This is a genomic window from Streptomyces sp. JN8 (assembly GCF_055808075.1).
This window is the reverse complement of record NZ_CM147852.1, coordinates 6,818,389-6,834,489: the sequence shown is the minus strand read 5'-3', so window position 1 is coordinate 6,834,489 and position 16,101 is coordinate 6,818,389. Positions and strand designations below refer to the sequence as shown.

Annotated in this window: 11 protein-coding genes; 5 read left to right on the top strand and 6 right to left on the bottom strand. The window is 75.2% G+C overall.

Annotation, left to right across the window (positions count from 1 at the left end):
- Nucleotides 1-166 precede the first annotated feature (166 nt).
- Entirely contained in the window at nt 167-2,575 is a 2,409-nt protein-coding gene (locus ACY0MR_RS30200; RefSeq protein WP_473556426.1) for a glycoside hydrolase family 31 protein, read from the top strand.
- 121 nt (nt 2,576-2,696) lie between these two features.
- Here ACY0MR_RS30200 and ACY0MR_RS30195 read toward each other — a convergent pair whose 3' ends face one another.
- Nucleotides 2,697-3,215 (bottom strand): NUDIX domain-containing protein, encoded by a 519-nt coding sequence (locus tag ACY0MR_RS30195; RefSeq protein WP_473556424.1) that lies wholly within the window; start codon nt 3,213-3,215, stop codon nt 2,697-2,699.
- A 190-nt stretch (nt 3,216-3,405) separates the two neighbouring features.
- Here ACY0MR_RS30195 and ACY0MR_RS30190 point away from each other — a divergent pair, with 190 nt between their 5' ends.
- The 3 genes from ACY0MR_RS30190 (at nt 3,406) to ACY0MR_RS30180 (ending at nt 5,958) form a co-directional block, all read left to right on the top strand.
- Nucleotides 3,406-4,227 (top strand): M15 family metallopeptidase, encoded by an 822-nt coding sequence (locus ACY0MR_RS30190; RefSeq protein WP_388806298.1) that lies wholly within the window; start codon nt 3,406-3,408, stop codon nt 4,225-4,227.
- A gap of 82 nt (nt 4,228-4,309) precedes the next feature.
- Nucleotides 4,310-4,774: a Zn-ribbon domain-containing OB-fold protein gene (locus ACY0MR_RS30185; protein WP_388806300.1), complete on the top strand. Its 465-nt coding sequence runs from the start codon at nt 4,310-4,312 to the stop codon at nt 4,772-4,774.
- Between the two features lie 26 nt (nt 4,775-4,800).
- Entirely contained in the window at nt 4,801-5,958 is a 1,158-nt protein-coding gene (locus tag ACY0MR_RS30180) for a lipid-transfer protein (RefSeq protein WP_473561924.1), read from the top strand.
- Nucleotides 5,959-5,988: 30 nt separating this feature from the next.
- Here the strand turns inward: ACY0MR_RS30180 and ACY0MR_RS30175 are convergent, their stop codons facing one another.
- The 4 genes from ACY0MR_RS30175 to ACY0MR_RS30160 are packed head-to-tail and all read right to left on the bottom strand — an operon-like array spanning nt 5,989 to nt 10,417.
- The gene (locus ACY0MR_RS30175; RefSeq protein ID WP_388806302.1) at nt 5,989-6,594 is read right to left on the bottom strand and encodes a GTP-binding protein; all 606 of its coding nucleotides are present in this window, start codon (nt 6,592-6,594) and stop codon (nt 5,989-5,991) included.
- Nucleotides 6,575-7,027 carry a DUF742 domain-containing protein gene (locus tag ACY0MR_RS30170; RefSeq protein ID WP_361856018.1) on the bottom strand — a complete coding sequence of 151 codons (453 nt, stop codon included), beginning with the start codon at nt 7,025-7,027 and terminating at the stop codon, nt 6,575-6,577. Before ACY0MR_RS30170 ends, ACY0MR_RS30175 begins: the two co-directional genes overlap by 20 nt.
- A 10-nt stretch (nt 7,028-7,037) precedes the next feature.
- Nucleotides 7,038-7,475 carry a roadblock/LC7 domain-containing protein gene (locus ACY0MR_RS30165; RefSeq protein WP_388806306.1) on the bottom strand — a complete coding sequence of 146 codons (438 nt, stop codon included), beginning with the start codon at nt 7,473-7,475 and terminating at the stop codon, nt 7,038-7,040.
- Entirely contained in the window at nt 7,472-10,417 is a 2,946-nt protein-coding gene (locus ACY0MR_RS30160) for a sensor histidine kinase (protein ID WP_473556420.1), read from the bottom strand. Before ACY0MR_RS30160 ends, ACY0MR_RS30165 begins: the two co-directional genes overlap by 4 nt.
- Nucleotides 10,418-10,852: 435 nt before the next feature.
- On the opposite strand from ACY0MR_RS30160, the gene ACY0MR_RS30155 reads away from it, so the two are divergent.
- On the top strand, nt 10,853-11,221 hold the full coding sequence (locus ACY0MR_RS30155) for a hypothetical protein (protein ID WP_388806309.1): 369 nt from the start codon (nt 10,853-10,855) through the stop codon (nt 11,219-11,221).
- 106 nt (nt 11,222-11,327) lie between these two features.
- Here the strand turns inward: ACY0MR_RS30155 and ACY0MR_RS30150 are convergent, their stop codons facing one another.
- A complete protein-coding gene (locus ACY0MR_RS30150) occupies nt 11,328-16,019 on the bottom strand; it encodes a hypothetical protein (protein WP_473556417.1) in 4,692 nt (1,563 codons plus the stop codon).
- Nucleotides 16,020-16,101: the final 82 nt, after the last annotated feature.

Sequence of the window (16,101 nt, the reverse complement as noted above, 5' to 3'; positions counted from 1 at the left end):
TGCTGGGGTGTGCGCGTGACGCGGCTGACAGGACGATGCCATGTGATCGTCATTCGCACCAGGGCTGCCCGCCCATGGTCGGGTAGTTGAATATGTGCTCCCACCACGGGTGAACGCCGGTTGAACGGAGCCTGTTCGGCGCCCGGCGGGTGGCAGGGTGAGCCGCATGGACGGTCGTGGACTGGTGCGTTCGATGAAGGTGTTCGGCTCCGTGCGGGGGTTGCGGACGGTGCGGACGGCGTGGCGCCGGCACCGTGCCGACGCGCGGGCGCTGCCGCCGAGGGGGGCGGAGCGGGCCCGGGTGCCGGGGCCCGCGACGGACGCGGAACCCGCCCCCGGTGGGGGGATCGTCCGGTTCGCCCGGTCCTCGCTGCGGATCACCGTGTCCTCGGGGGGCACCGTCTTCTGGGGATGGGACGGGGCCGGGCCGCTGCCCTCGTACGCCGTGGCCGGAGAGGGGCCGGAACCGGATCCGCGGGCCGCCCTGGAGCCCGACACGGACGGCGGCTGGCGGATCGTGGCGGAGCGGGTCACCGTCGCGGTGTCCCGGCACGGGGCGGTGGAGGTCAGGACGCCGGGCGGGGTGATGCTGCGCCGGGACCTGCCGCCGCGCTGGTGGGAGCCGGTGGCGGGCGGCGCTCCGGCCGGTGCGGGGACGGCCGGGGACGCCGCGGGCGGGGGCTCGGCGGCCCGCGGGACGGCGCGCTGGGTGCAGCGCAGCGAGGTGCCCGCGGACGCGCGGTTCTTCGGGCTGGGCGGGCGGTCGGCCGGTCCGCGGCTGCGGGACGGCTCGTACCGCCTCTGGAACACCGACCCCGGAGGGAGATTCGGTCCGGGGGACGATCCGCTCTCCATCACCATGCCGGTGCAGTTCGTCGTCTCGGACGCGGGGACGCACCTGGCCTTCCACGACAACTCCTGGGACGGCCGGGTCACGCTGGCCGAGGGCGAGGAGGGCGCGGGCTCCGGGCACGACCGGCCGGGGACCAGCGAGGTCCGGATGGGCGGCGGTCCGCTGCGCTGCTGGGTGGTGGTCGGCACCCCCGCGCGCGTGCTGCACGGCTGGGCGGCGCTCACCGGGGCGCCCGCGCTGCCGCCGGACTGGGCGCTGGGGCCGCAGCACGCACGCTGGGGGTTCGGCAGCGAGCGCGAGGTGCGGCGGATCGTGGCGGGCTACCGCGAGCGGGGGCTGCCGCTGTCCGCCGTCCACCTGGACATCGACCACTACGACGGGCACCGGGTGTTCACGGTCGACCGGGAGCGCTTCCCCGACCTGCCGGGCCTCGCGAAGGAGCTGCGGGAGCAGGGCGTGCGGCTCGTCTCGATCGTGGACCCGGCCGTGAAGGCCGAACCGGGGAACGCGGTCTACGACGACGGCCGGGCGGCCCGGGCCTTCGTCCGGGACGCGCGGGGCGACGAGGTCCGCGGGATGGTGTGGCCGGGCGAGTGCGCGTATCCCGACTTCACCGATCCGGCGGTACGGGAGTGGTGGGGGCGGCTGTACGAGGAGCGGCTCCGGCAGGGCTTCGCCGGGGTCTGGCACGACATGAACGAGCCGGTGTCGTTCGCGCCGTTCGGCGACACGACGCTGCCGCGTTCGGCGCGGCACGCCCTGGACGGGCGGGGCGGCGACCACCGCGAGGCGCACAACGTGTACGGACTCGCGATGGCGCGCGCCGGGTACGAGGGGCTGCGCCGGCTGCGGCCCGACGAGCGGCCCTTCCTCTTCTCCCGTTCCGGCTGGGCGGGGATGCAGCGGTACGGGGGCACCTGGTCCGGGGACGTGGCGACGGGCTGGCCGGGGCTGCGGGCCTCGCTCGCCCTGGTGCTGGGGCTCGGGCTGTGCGGGGTGCCGTACTCCGGTCCGGACGTGGGCGGCTTCGACGGCACTCCGACCCCGGAACTGTTCCTGCGCTGGTACCAGCTGGGGGCGTGGCTGCCGCTGTTCCGCACCCACGCGGCGATCGACGCGGGGCGGCGCGAACCGTGGGAGTTCGGGCCGGAGGTGCTGGAGCACGCGCGCGCGGTCCTGGCGGAACGGGAGCGGCTGCGGCCGTACTTCACGACGCTGGCGCGGCTCGCCCGGATGACGGGTGCGCCGTACGTCCGTCCGCTGTGGTGGGGGACGCCGGAGGACCGGGTGCTGCGCGACTGCGAGGACGCCTTCCTGCTGGGCGACGCGCTGCTGGTGGCGCCCGTCCTGACGGCGGGGGCCGACCGGCGGGCGGTGCGGCTGCCGCGCGGGCGCTGGTACGACACGGCGACGGGCCGGGCGTACGAGGGTCCCGGGCAGGTGCTGCTCGACGCGCCGCTCTCCCGGGTGCCGGTGCTGGCGCGGGCGGGGGCGGTGCTCGCGGTCCGCGGTGAGGACGGGGAGCCGGCCCTGGAGGTGTGGGCGCCCGCCGCCGGGCGCACGGGCGGCGGGCTCGTCGTACGGGACACGGGGGACGGCTGGGAGACGGCCGAGATCGAGCGGTACCAGTCGCGGCGGGTGGACGGCCGGGTGGTCGTGGAGCGGGTGACGGACGAGGGGGTGGAGGCGGTGGGGCTGCCGGTGCGGGTGCGGGGGACGTGATCCGCGGCGGGGACGGGTGGGGGCGCGCCGGCCGGTCGGGCCGCCGCGTCCCGACCGAAGCGGGCGACTCGACCGTCGTGGCCCTGCCGTCGCGCCGTGCTCCGCTACGGCCCGGCTCGCCTCACCGTCCGGTTCCGGTTCCTCCGTACTCCCCCGCGAACCACTTGCGCACCGCCTCCGTGTGGAGCGGGAACGCGAGGTCCCCGGGGGCGCGGAGGACGTGGTGGCCGCTCGTCTCGTCCGTCGGGGAGGAGGGCGGGAGCGCGGCGGCCGGACGGGGCGGGAGCAGGCCGAAGAGGAGCAGGTGGCCGGCCGGGGAGCTCAGCGCGTCCGCGAGGCGCACCTCCTCGGCGGCGGCCTGGATCCCGGTCTCCTCGCGCAGTTCGCGGGCCACGGCGGCGCGCCAGTCCTCGCCGTGGTCGATGAAGCCGCCGGGCAGGGCGATCCCGCCGCGTGCGGGTTCGATGGTGCGGGTGATGACGACGAGCCCGGTGCCCTCCCCGTCGGTGACGGGGAGGAGGGCGACGGCGACGGGCAGCGGATTGCGGTAGGCGGTCTGTCCGCAGGCCGGGCAGGTGCGGGGCCAGCCGGCGTCGGCGGAGTGGGCGGCGCCGCAGAACGTGCAGTGGGAGTCCTTCACGGGCCGACCGTATGCGATCACCCTTTCCCGGCGCTGCCGGAACTGGCAGACGGGCTTTTCCGGTGCCGGCTGGAACTGGTAGACGGGCTTTTCCGATGCCGGCCGGAACTGGCAGACGGGCTTTTCCGGTGCCGGCCGGAACTGGCAGACGGGCTTTTCCGGTGCCGGCTGGAACTGGTAGACGGGGCGCATGACAGCACTCGCCTCCGTCTTGCGCACCCTCGCGGTCACGGCCGCGGCCGGACTGCTCGCCGTCACCGGAGCCGTCGCCGCGCCCCCTCCGGCGGCGTCCGCCGCGCCGGAGCCGAAGGCGCCACGGGAGTTCGTGGCCCTCGCCTCGGTGGACCGGACGATCCTCCAGGAGATCCGCTACTCCACGCCGCACAACTTCACGGGCGTCCCGGTGGACGGCTACCGGCAGCCCCTGTGCATCCTCACCCGGCCGGCCGCCGAGGCCCTGCACCGCGCCCAGGTGCGGCTGCTGGCCCGGGGCTACACGCTCAAGGTGTACGACTGCTACCGGCCGCAGCGGGCCGTCGACCACTTCGTACGCTGGGCGAAGGACCTGTCGGACGAGCGGATGAAGAAGGAGTTCTATCCGCTCGTCGACAAGTCGAGGCTGTTCGCCGACGGTTACATCGCGGAGAAGTCCGGGCACAGCCGGGGCTCGACGGTGGACGTGACGATCGTCCGGCTCCCGGCCGTGCCCACGCGCGCGTACGTGCCGGGCGAGCCGCTGACGGAGTGCTACGCGCCGCGCGCGGAGCGATTCCCGGACGCCTCCGTGGACATGGGGACCGGGTACGACTGCTTCGACACGCTCTCGCACACCGCGGATCCCCGGATCGGGGGCGCGCAGCGGGCCCACCGGCAGCTGCTGGGCAACGCGCTCGCGGAGCAGGGCTTCGTGAACCTGCCGGAGGAGTGGTGGCACTTCACCTTCGGGCCGGAGCCGTTCCCGGGCACGTTCTTCGACTTCCCGGTGGCACGGAGGTCGGTGGCCGGCCGCTGACTCCTTTCGCCCGCGGGGCTCCCGTGTCACACTTCTGACGCTTCGTCAGATCAGTGGTCGGCAGCGGGCACGGGAGGCCTCGATGGCACGGACGCGCACACCTGTGGTGGCCGGGTGGTTCACCGACGACACCGTCCCGGAGGCGGAGTTCCGGCTGCTCGGGACGCGGTGCACGGCCTGCGCGTCGGTCTTCTTCCCACGGGCGGACGACGGGTGCCGCAATCCGGTCTGCCCGGGCGGCGGGGAGCAGCTGGAGCACCCGCTCTCGCGGCGCGGCCGGGTCTGGTCGTACACCGACGGACGCTACCGGCCGCCCGCCCCGTACGTCTCCGATCCGGCGGCGCCCTGGGAGCCGTACACCCTCGTGGCCGTGGAGCTGGCGGCCGAGGCGATGGTCGTCCTCGGGCAGGCCTCCCCCGGGGTGACGACGGCCGATCTCGAGGTCGGGACCGAGGTCGAGCTGGTGCCCGGCGTCCTGAACGAGGACGACGACCACGTCTGGACCACCTGGAACTGGCGGCCCGTCGCACGGGAGGAGCGGTCGTGAACGACATCGCGGTCCTCGGGGCGGGGATGCACCCCTGGGGCAAGTGGGGTCGGAGCTTCATCGCATACGGGACCGCCGCCGCCCGCGCCGCGCTCGCGGACGCCGGTCTCGACTGGACGGACGTGGGCTCCGTCGTCGGGGCGAACACCCTGCGCTGCGGATACCCGGGCCAGGTGGCAGGCGCGACCTTCGCCCAGGCCCTCGGCTGGCAGGGGGCCCGGGTGACCAGCGTGTACGCGGCCTGCGCCTCGGGTTCCCAGGCCATCGGGACCGCCCGGGCCCAGATCCTGGCGGGGCTGGCGGACGTGGTCCTGGTGGTCGGCGCGGACGCGACGCCGAAGGGCTTCCTCGCCCCGGCGGGCGGCGAACGCCCCGACGATCCGGACTGGCTGCGGTTCCGGATCCTCGGGGCCACCAACCCCGCGTACTTCGCCCTCTCCGCGCGCCGCCGGACGGCCCTGTACGGGGACACGCCGGAGGACTTCGCCCGGGTGAAGGTGAAGAACGCGGCGGCCGGCGCGCTCAACCCGCTGGCCCGCTACCGCGCGCGCGTGAGCGCCGAGGAGGTCGCCGCCTCGGCCGTCGTCGCCGACCCGCTGCGGCTCCTGGACATCTGCGCCACCTCGGACGGGGGCGCCGCTCTCGTGCTGTCCGGCATGGACTTCGCGCGCGCCCACGGGCACCCCGACCCGGTGCGGATCCGGGCCGTGTCGACGGTCTCCCCCGTCTACCCGAAGGCGGTGCTGGACCTGCCGGACATCGCGACGGACTCGGCGGCGACGGTCCCGCCCGCCGCGCACCCCTTCCGCGCCTCCATCGCGCGGGCCGCCTACGAGGAGGCCGGGATCGGTCCCGAGGACCTGTCGCTCGCGGAGGTGTACGACCTGTCGACCGCTCTGGAACTGGAGTGGTATGAGGACATCGGGCTGTGCCCGGCCGGCGAGGGGGCCAAGCTGCTGCGGGAGGGGGCGACCGCGCTCGGCGGGCGGGTGCCGGTCAACACCAGCGGCGGGCTGGCGTCGTTCGGGGAGGCCGTGCCGGCCCAGGCGATCGCCCAGGTCTGCGAGCTGACCTGGCAGCTGCGGGGTACGGCGGGCGAGCGGCAGGTGCCCCGGGCGCGGGTCGGGATCACCGCGAACCAGGGGCTGTTCGGTCACGGATCGGCCGTGGTGGCGGTCCGCTGAGGTGGGCCGGGGTTCCCCGGCCCACCGTGGTCAGGGTCCGACCGTCGCGTGGCTGCGGTCCGCCAGGACGAGCGCGTGCTCGACGACGGCGACGAGGACGTTCTTCACGGACTCGCGGTCCCGCGCGTCGCACATCACGAGCTCCACCTCGGGGTCGAGGTCCAGGGCCCCGCGGACGCTCTCCGCCGGGAACCTGCGGGCGCCCTCGAAGCAGTTGACCGCGACCGTGAACGGGATGCCGCGCCGTTCGAAGTAGTCGATGGCGGCGAAGCTGTCCTCCAGGCGGCGGGTGTCCGCGAGGACGACCGCGCCCAGCGCGCCCTGGGCCAGCTCGTCCCAGAGGAACCAGAAGCGGTCCTGGCCCGGCGTGCCGAACAGGTACAGGACGAGGTCCTCGCGCAGGGTGATCCGGCCGAAGTCCATGGCGACCGTCGTGGTCGTCTTGGCCTCGACGCCGTGCAGGTCGTCGACGGGCCGCCCCGCCTCGCTGAGGACCTCCTCGGTCCGCAGCGGCCGGATCTCGCTGACCGCGCCCACCAGCGTCGTCTTGCCGACCCCGAACCCGCCGGCGACGAGGATCTTCAGGGTCACCGGCTCGACGTACGACCTCTTGCGGCTAGAGCGCCCGAAGGCCATTGATCACCTCGCGGAGAATGCTCACGTCCGGCAGCTCGGCCGGCGGAACGGGGCGGGTCACGTGGACGAGTTCGTCCTCGACGAGGTCGCCGACGAGGACCCGGACCACCCCGACGGGGAGGTCGAGTCCTGCGGCGAGCTCGGCGATCGACTGGGGCTGCTCGGAGCAGCGTTCGACGATCTCCACGTGCTCGGGGGAGAGCGTCTGGTCCCGGCCGGGATCGTCGGCGGCGGGCTCGGGCACGACCACCGCGATCAGGTCGAGCCGGTGGCGGGTGGCGGCGCTCGTCCGGCCGCGGGTCATCGCGTACGGACGGACCACGGGTCCGGCCTCGTCGTCGAACCAGTGGTGGTGGGCCTGGCCCGCGCTCTGGTCCTGCTCCGTGTGCCGGTTCTCCTGGTTCAGCTGGTTCCGCTCGGCTGCGTCACTCATGCCGTCCCACTCACCCTCCCGCGGGCAGACCGGTCCGGGGTGCCGTCGCGAGGTGGGCCCCGACCCGCTTCACCATCAGCGTCATCTCGTAGGCGACCTGGCCGACGTCGGAGTCGGCGTCGGCGAGCACGGCCAGGCAGCTGCCGTCGCCGGCGGCCGTGACGAACAGGAAGGCGTCCTCCAGCTCGACGACGGTCTGGCGGACCTTGCCCGCCTCGAAGTGGCGGCCGACGCCCTTGGCGAGGCTGTGGAAGCCGGAGGCCACGGCGGCCAGGTGCTCGCCGTCCTCCCGGGTCAGGTCGTGGGAGGCGCCGGTGGGGAGGCCGTCGCTGGAGAGCACCAGGGCCTTCCGGATGGAGGCGACGCGCTGCACGAGTTCGTCGAGGAGCCAGTTCAGCTCGCCGTTTCCGGAGGTGGTGCTGGGTGCTGCGGCGTTCGGTGCGGTCATCGACCGTCCCCCTCGGGTGTCGTTCCAGGTGCTGTCGGGTCGTCAGGGTCGGTGGTGTGCCGCCGGCCGCGCTGCCAGCCGCGCTGCATGGCGGCCATGCGGGCGCGTACCTCCTCGGCGTCGCGCTCGAAGGAGTCGGCGTCCGCGGGTGCGGCGGCGCCGCTCGCACGGGTGTCGGCGCGCTCGGCCGGGCCGTCCGTGGCGCGCAGCTGGGGCGCGAGGCTGGCCTGGCGGACGCGGCGGGGCAGTCCGCCGAACGGCTCGGGGGTCTCCGGCGGTACGGGGACGAGGGTCGGGCCGGTTCCCCGCGGGGCGGGGGGCAGACCGTGCCGGCGGCCCGTGCCGCGCGGGGGGACGGGCTGGTCGCCCGGACGTCCGGTGCCGCCGGGGGGCACCGGGCGTTCGTCCCGGCCGCCGTGGGCGTGGTGTCCGGGGGCGGCCGGCGTCCGGCCGGTGCCGTCGGTCACCCGGCCCGGGACGGGGTGCGCGCGGCCGGTGGGCGCGGGATCCGCGTCGGGGAGCGGGTGCGCCCGGTCGTCGCCGCGGCGCCGGTCCGGTCCGTCGGTGCCGCGGTCGTGGCCGTCCGCGGCTCGGCCCCGGTCCGGTGCGTCGAGGCGGCGGCCGTGGTCCACGACGAGGGTCGGGGTGCGGCGGCGCGGCAGCGGGACGGGCTCGGTGGTCGCGGCGTCGGCGGGCTTGTCCTCGTCGCCGCGGTCCCCCGGCCGGTCGGGGGTCTGCTGGTGCTGCTCGCCCGCGGGGGCGAGTCCGGCCCGGCGGCTCCGGGGCCGGAAGAGGCCGCCGCGTTCGCTCTCGGTGTCGAGGAGGTCCGCCGCGCCGTCGAGGAGGACGTCGTACTCCTCGCTTCCGAGCGGGCCCTCCAGTTCGACGGGTCCGTCGAGGGGGGCGGGCGTCCCGGTGACGTCCGGGACCCTGGCGAGCGCGGGGCGGCGGCTCGGCAGGACGCCGTCGGCGGCGGTCTCCGGGTCGGCCGGGCCGGGACGCTCCAGGGTCTTGCGGTCGAGGCGGAAGCCGGCGCCCTGGGTCTCAGGCGCGTCGGTGAGCAGTGCGGCCGGGATGAAGACGACCGCGGTGGTCCCGCCGTACGGGGAGGTCTGGAGCGAGACGCGGACGTTCTGGCGCTGGGCGAGCCGGCTGACCACGAAGAGGCCGAGCCGGTCGGTGTCCGAGAGCTCGAACTCGGGGGTCTCGGCGAGCCGGAGGTTGGCGTCGAGCAGGGCGTCGGGGTTCATGCCGAGGCCTCGGTCGTGGATCTCCAGGGTGAAGCCGTTGGCGACCCGCTCGCCGAGCACCTGCACGGCGGTGTGCGGGGGTGAGAACACCGTGGCGTTCTCCAGGAGTTCGGCGATGAGGTGGGTGAGGTCCGCGACGGCGGGGCCGCCCACGCCGAGGCGCGGGAGGCGGCGGACCTCGATGCGCTCGTAGTCCTCGACCTCGGCGACGGCGGCACGGACCACGTCCATGAGCTGGACGGGCTTGCGCCACTGCCGGGAGGGCGCGGCGCCGGAGAGGATGACGAGGCCCTCAGCGTGGCGGCGCATGCGGGTGGTGAGGTGGTCCAGCCGGAAGAGGTCGGCGAGCTCGTCGGTGTCCTCGGTGCGCCGTTCCATGGTGTCGAGGAGGGTGAGCTGGCGGTGCAGGAGGACCTGGTTGCGGCGGGCGAGGTTGACGAACACCTCGGAGACGCCGCGCCGGAGCTCGGACTGCTTGACCGCGGCCTCGACGGCGGCGCGCTGGAGGGTGTTCAGCGCCTGGCCGACCTGACCGACCTCGTCCGGGCCGTAGCCGAGGTGGGGCACCTCGGTGCCGACGTCGACCTGTTCGCCCGCGGCGAGCCTGCGCATCACGCTGGGCAGCCGTACGCCGGAGACCTCCTGGGCCTCCTTCTGGAGGCGGCGGAGGTCGCGGACGAGGTCGCGGCCGATGCGGACGGAGATGACGAGGGAGGCGAGCAGGGCGAGGAAGCCGACGACCCCGGCGACGCCGGCCTTGAGCAGAACGCTGTAGGCGGCGGGCTGGACGCGGTCCTGGTAGCGGTCGCCGGCCGCGGTGTTCTCCCTGGCCAGGTCGTCGAGGACGGGGCTGGCGTTGTCCTGCCAGTAGGCGGGGGTGACGGCACGCGGGTCGTCGGTGGGGCCCTGTTCGATGATCGCGTTCTCGGCGGTGCGCAGCGGCTGGCTGGCCGGGCTGCGCCAGTACTTCTCGAAGCGGTTGCGCTCGGCGGCCGGCAGGAGTTCGAGGTTGACCTCGTAGAACAGCTTCCGGTTGGCGACGAGGTCGGATATCGCCCGGATCTCCTGGGCGGTGACGCGGTCCGCGACGAGCGCGGACAGGACGAGGGCGTCCTCGCGGGAGAGCAGTTCACGCGCGCGGGTGATGCCGACGAGGGCGCGGCCCTGCTTGTCCATCTCCACGTTCTCGAGGGCGTGGAGGGTGACCAGGAAGCTGTAGCAGGGGTCGACGAGCCGGTTGTAGAACTCCAGCGCCTGCATGCGGCCGATGTCGCGCTCCTCCACGGAGCGGCGCAGGGAGGTGAGGCCCTCCAGGGCTTCGAGGAGGGAGCCGAGCCGCTGGGCGGTGACGGGGCGCATCTCCTCGCGGACGCCGGGGTCGGCGGCGTTGGCGCGGATCCGGGCGATCTGGCGGTCGGTCGCCCTGCGGGTCTCCTTGAGGGAGCCGAGCGCGTCGGTGCCGCGGGGGTCGGCGAGGTAGACGAGGGACTGGCGCCGTTCGAGCTGGATGACCCGGGCGGTGTCCTCCAGGGGGTAGCCGACCTTGTCGACGATGTAGCCGACGTCGAGGAGTTGGTCGGCCTCACGTCCGGTGAGGACCGTGGAGAAGCCCCAGAGGCAGGTCAGGGAGACGAGCGGTACGAGCAGCAACGCCACGATCTTCCGGCGGATGGACTTCCCGCGAAAGCGCATGGCCTCCCCCAGCTCGACCTCCGTGTCCCCGGAGGTCCTTCACGTCCGTGACGTCCGGCGTCAACACGCGGCGTCAACCTTGAGATTCAACAAACGGCGGCGCGAGCCTACTACTGCATCACGGCCATCCCGAAGGCATGTCCGGGCTATTTTCAGCCTGTCGAGTGAGTCTTGATCATGAGATGTCCGGGTATTCGGGGAGTTGGGGTTGGTCAATGTGGCGTAGGACACCTGACGATGCGCCATTTCTCCGGCCTGCGGAGATGGCTGGAATTGTGTGTTCCGGTCCCCTGCCGCTCAGGTTCGTCCCCGATCGGACGAAACCTTTTCCCTCACTCGTGCGTCATTAAGTACGGGGTGGACCCTGTCCGTGTATAGGCGCTCAAGACGGGCAGACGCTCCTGGAGTCGGTCAGTGGTGGGGAGTGACAGGACAATGGAACACGAGGCGCGGTCGTCAGGGCAGTTGTGGGTGGAGGACGAGCGGGCACACCGGCGCATGCCGGACCCCGTGCGCACCGCCGCCGTACGGGCCGTGATGATCACATCGGTGACGCTCATCCAGGCGGTCGTCGCGTTCTTCAGCTCCGTGACGGGCTCGTGGCTGGCGTTCCCGGTGACCGTCACCGCGGTGGTCTCCACCGTGGTGGCCACCTGGAGCGTGCTCGACGTCTGGATCACCCGTCAGGTGTGGCGCCAGCGCAACGGCGTGGTGTCGGAGCCCAGCAGCGCGGCCCGGCCGCCGATCCGCGCGAAGCGCGAGGAGGAGCGGGCGGAGGCAGCCTCGCTGCCCGAGGCGGCCTGAGCCTTCGAGGAGAAGCGACAACGGTGAGTGGCCGGGCCCCCCTTCGAAGGGGGGCCCGGCCACTCACCGTTGTGCCGGGCGTCGGTTCCGATCCGCCCGACGCCTCCTAGGAGGACACCGTCGCGCCGGGTTCGTCGGCCGTGTGCCGGCGGAACATCCTCGTCGCGGTGATCTCCCCGTGGATCGTCTCGCCCTCGGCCGCCGTCTGCGGAAGGCCCGGGCGCAGGTGCTCCTCCACGCTGATGTACTTCAGGCCGGCCCGCAGGTCGGCGTCGTTGCGCAGCCGGATCACCAGCGGGAACTCCGCGAGCGCCGTCGTGTCGAAGAGGCCCGTCGTGTAGAGGAGCTGCACGCCCAGCGCGTCCGACACGGCCCGCTGGAGCTCTAGGAGGTACGTGGCGTTCGCGCGGCCGATCGGGTTGTCCAGGAACAGCGTGCCCGCGTGCCGGTGCTTGTCGCGGCCCCGGTCGTTGGAGCGGAGCGCCGCCATCGTGCAGTACAGGGCGATGGCCGCGGTGAGCAGCTGCCCGCCGGAGAAGACGTCGCCCATCTGCCCGACGGGCACCCGCTCGGCGCGCAGCACCGCGTCCGGCTTGAGGATCTCGACGGAGACCCCCTTCGGTTCGAGGGCCGCCTGGACCCCGCGGAGCAGCAGGGACATGCCGTCGCGGCGCAGGTCGGAGTTCTTCTTGACGGCCGCGCGGGTCGCCTCGTCGACGACCTCGCCCAGCCGCTCGGCGAGGGTGGCCTGGTCGGGCTCCTCGAAGCGGATCCGCAGGAACTCCTGGCCCGACCACTCGCCGAGGCCCTCGGGAAGGCGGGAGAGCCGCTGCGCCGAACGGAGCGTCGCGAGCGAGGACTCCACCAGGCCCCGCAGCCGGTCGACGATGGAGTCGCGGTTGCGCTCCAGCTGCTCCAGCTCGTCGGTGAGGACCCTCAGCCGCGGCGCGAAGGCCTCGGCCCACTTCGCGGCGTGCTCGGGCAGCGCGGAGGCGGGGAGTTCGCGGATCTGCTGGCGGGCCGGGGTGCGGACCTGCTCGTAGCGGGTGGAGTTGGCGTGGCGTACGAGGATGTCGCTCGCCTCGCGGACGGCCGCGTCGGCCGACGACAGCTCCGCCGTGCAGGCGCGCAGGGCGCGGCGCGCCTCGCCGGCCGTCGTACGGGCCTCCTCCAGGCTGCCGGGGTACGGCTCGGCCTCCTCCCGCTCCTCGTCCGCGTGGTCGCGGAGCAGGTCCCGCAGCAGGGCGGAGGTCTCGTCGAAGCCGCCCCCGGCGTCCTCGGCGGCCCGGTGGTCGCGGAGCAGACGGGTGTGGGCGGCGCGGGCCGCCTCCAGGGCGTCGGTGCGGGCGGCGAGCTCGGCGGTGGCGGTCCGCAGCAGGGCCTGGGCGCGGTCGGCGTCGCCGGGGACGAGGTCCTCGGGCAGCTCGGTGTGCCGCTCGCCGTCCTCGGGGGCGAGCCGCTCGGCCTCGCCGCGCAGACGTCCGAGCTTCTCGCTGGCCTCCGACGCCCGCGTCTCCAGCATCTGGACGAGGGCCTCGGCGCGGGCCGCGGCGGCCTGCCGGGAGGGGCCGTCGGCGCCGTCGGTGGACTCCAGGAGCTGCTCGGCGCGGGTGCGGACCTTGTTGGTGAGGCGGTCGAGTTCGGCGAGGGCGGCGGACTCGTCGCCCTCGGCCCGGGCCTGCTCGGCGCGCAGGTCGGCGCCGACGCCGACCTTCTCGTACAGCTGGGACGCGGCCCGGTAGGCCTCGCGCAGGGTGGGCAGCGCGGCGCGGGGCGGCGGGGTGTCGCTCTCCGGGAGGGTGTCGGGAGCACCGGCGATCTCGGCGCGCTCGGCCCGCAGGGCGCGGGCGGTGCGGTGGGCGTCGTCGGCGGATCGCTGGGCCGCGCGGCGGTCCTCGTCCGCGGCCCGTGCCCGGTCCAGGCAGGTCTGGGCGCGGGCCTCGGCCTCGGTGGCGTCGTCGGCGAGTTCGCGGAGCTTGGCCTGCCAGGCGGACCGCTCGCGGAGCCGGAAGGCGAGGCCCGCCAGGGCGTCGGCGACGCGGCGGGCGCGCTGGGCGGCCTCCTGGCGCTCGTCGCGCACCTGGGCGGCTTCGGCGGCGGTCTCGTCGGCCTCGGCGCGCGCGGTGCGGGCCTCCTCCAGGGTGGCGGTGGCGGCCTCGGCGGTCTCGCGCGCGGTCGTGGCGACGGCGGCGAGCTCGGCGAGCATGCCGGGCGGGCAGTCGGCGCGCCAGGAGCCGATCCGGGCCGCGAGGGAGCGGTCTCCGGCGAGGCGGGCGGCGAGGGCGCGGATCTCCTCGTCGCGTGCGGCGGCGCGGGCGCGCAGGGCGTGCCGCTCCTCGTCCGCCGCGTGCTCGTCGTGCATGGCCGGGTTCGGCGGGACGAGGAAGACGCCCGTGTCGTCGCCGGTGCTCTGGGCCGGTACGGGGGCGAGGAGGGCGGCGGCCGTGCCGACGGCGACGGCGGAGCGGGGCAGCAGGGCCGCGGCGCCGAGGACCTCGCGGGCGCGCCCGTACGAGACGGGGTCGGTGATGACGACGCCGTCGACGAGCTCGGGGCGGGCGGCGAGGACGCGCGCGTGGTCGGCGGGGTCGACGGCCTGGGCGAGGTAGCGCCAGCCGGGGAGGGCGGGGATGCCGTGCTCGCCGAGGTACTCGACGGTGGCGAGGACGTCGGGTCCCGGGGGCAGCAGGCCGCCGTCGCCGAGGGCGCCGAGGATGCGGGAGTCGTCGGCCGCGGCGGTGCGCAGGTCGAAGAGCTGGCGCTCGGCGGAGGTGACGGCCTGGTCGAGCATGCCGCGCAGCTCGTCGGCGTACCGGTCGAACTCGGTCACGGTGAGCGGGCCCTGGGGCTCCCCGGCGGCGTCCGCGCCCGTGTCCTCGCCGGTGTGGGTGCCGGGGGCGGCGGCGCGCTGCCCGGGCAGGGGCGAGCCGGCGGCGGGCCGGGCGGGTCCGGTGGACGGCAGGCTCAGGAGTTCGGCGAGCCGCTGCTCCCCGGCGAGGAACTCGGCGGCGCGGCGCTCGGCGTCGTAGGCGTTCCCTGCGGCCTCGGCGGCGTCCGAGGCGCGGGCGGCGGCGAGTTCGGCGCGGGCCTCGGCCCCGGCGGCCTCGCGGGCGCGGTCCGCCGCCGTGCGGGCGGCCTCGCGTGCGGTGTCCCAGGCGGCGACCGTCGTCTTCTCGGCGTCGCTCGCGGCGAGCGCGGCGCGGGCGGGGTCGGCGTCGGGGGCGGTGTCGTCGAGCCAGCCGGCCCGTACGGCCTCGGAGGTCTCCTGCTCGACCTCGGCGAGGCGCTGGCGGAGGTGTCCGGCCTCGCTGCGGGCGCGCTGGGCCTCGGTCGCGGCGGCGGTGGCGTCGCGGTGGGCGGTCTCGCCGACCTCCTGGAGGGCGGTGGAGCGCTCCTCCTCCTCGGCCGCGTGCCGCTCGCCCTCCTCGGCGGCGGCGGACAGGGCGCGTACGAGGTCGGCGGCGGCCTCGGCGCGGGCCGCGAGGGCCGGGGCGGCGTCCCGCTCGGCCTCGCGGATCGCCGCGGCCACGCGCGCGGAGCGGTCGCCCGCGGCGCGGTGGCGCAGCACGACCTCGGCCGCCTGCCAGGCGGAGTGCACGGTGCGGGCGTCGGTGAGTTCCCGGCGCTGGGACGCGGCGCCCTTCTCGGCGGCGGTGAGCGCCAGGGAGGCGTGCCGGTAGGCGAGTTCGGCGGCGATGAGGGCGGCGCGCCCGCGCGCGGTCTCGGCCTCGGCGACGGCGTGGCCCGCGGAGGTGACCTGCTGGGCGAGTTCGGCTCCGCGGGCGCGTTCCACGCCGGCGCGGGCGGAGAGCCGGCGGGCGAGGGTCCGGGTGCGGCGCTCGGCCGCCGTGTGGACGTCGCGCGCGGTGGAGCGGGTTCCGGCCGCCTCGACGATCCGGTTGAGGAGGTCCACGGAGCCGGCCGTGAAGTCGCGCTCGGCGGTGAGCTCGGCGCGGCGGCCGAGCTTGTTGCCGAAGCCTCCGACGAGGTCGGCGAGGCCGTCGGTGTCCCGGGTGTCGGTGACGGCGCGCAGCAGCAGGTCGGTGAAGTCGGAGTCCTTCTTGACCGCGAAGAGGCCGGCCGCCTCGCCCTCGTCGGCGTTCATCTCGCGCTGGTAGCGGAAGAGTTCGGGGTCGAGTCCCAGGTCGCCGAGGTGCTCGTTCCAGCGGTCGTGGATCTCCTCCCAGAAGACCTCCAGGTGCGGGTACGCCTTGCCCGCCTCGGTGATCGCGTCCCGGAAGCCCTTCATCGTGCGGCGGCGGCCGGTGGCGCCCGAGGCGCCCTCGACGGGGGCGCGGACGGACGTGGCCTCGGCGACGGGGAGGTTGTCCAGGCTGAGGCCGGGACCGGGACGGAACGAGTACCAGGCCTCGGCGAACTTCCGCGGGTCGGACGAGACCTGCCGGCCGCGCCACTCGCTGGCCTTGCCGACGACGACGAGTTCGCCGGTGAGGGTGTGCTGCCACTCCAGGGCGACGTGCCCGCAGTCGTCGGCGAGGAGGAACTTGCGCAGGACGCCGGAGCTGGCGCCGCCCAGGGTGTTGCGGTGGCCCGGGAGCATGACCGAGAAGATCAGCTTGAGGAGGACGGACTTGCCGCCGCCGTTCTCCAGGAAGAGCACGCCGGCGGGCGCGGGGCGGCGCGGCGGGCCGACCGGCTCCTCCTCGAAGAACTCCGCCTGGGTGGGGGCGGGGTGGGGCACGGGCGCGCCGACCCCGCGCAGGTCCAGGACGGTGTCGGCGTAGCGCGCACCGGCGGGACCGATGGAGTACAGGCGGACCCGGGACAGCTCGTACATGGCGAGGGACTCTCGTGCTCTCGTGCTCGGGAAGAACGGTTACGCGGGGCGGTGCGGGGCGGTGGCGCGGGCCGGCGGTGCC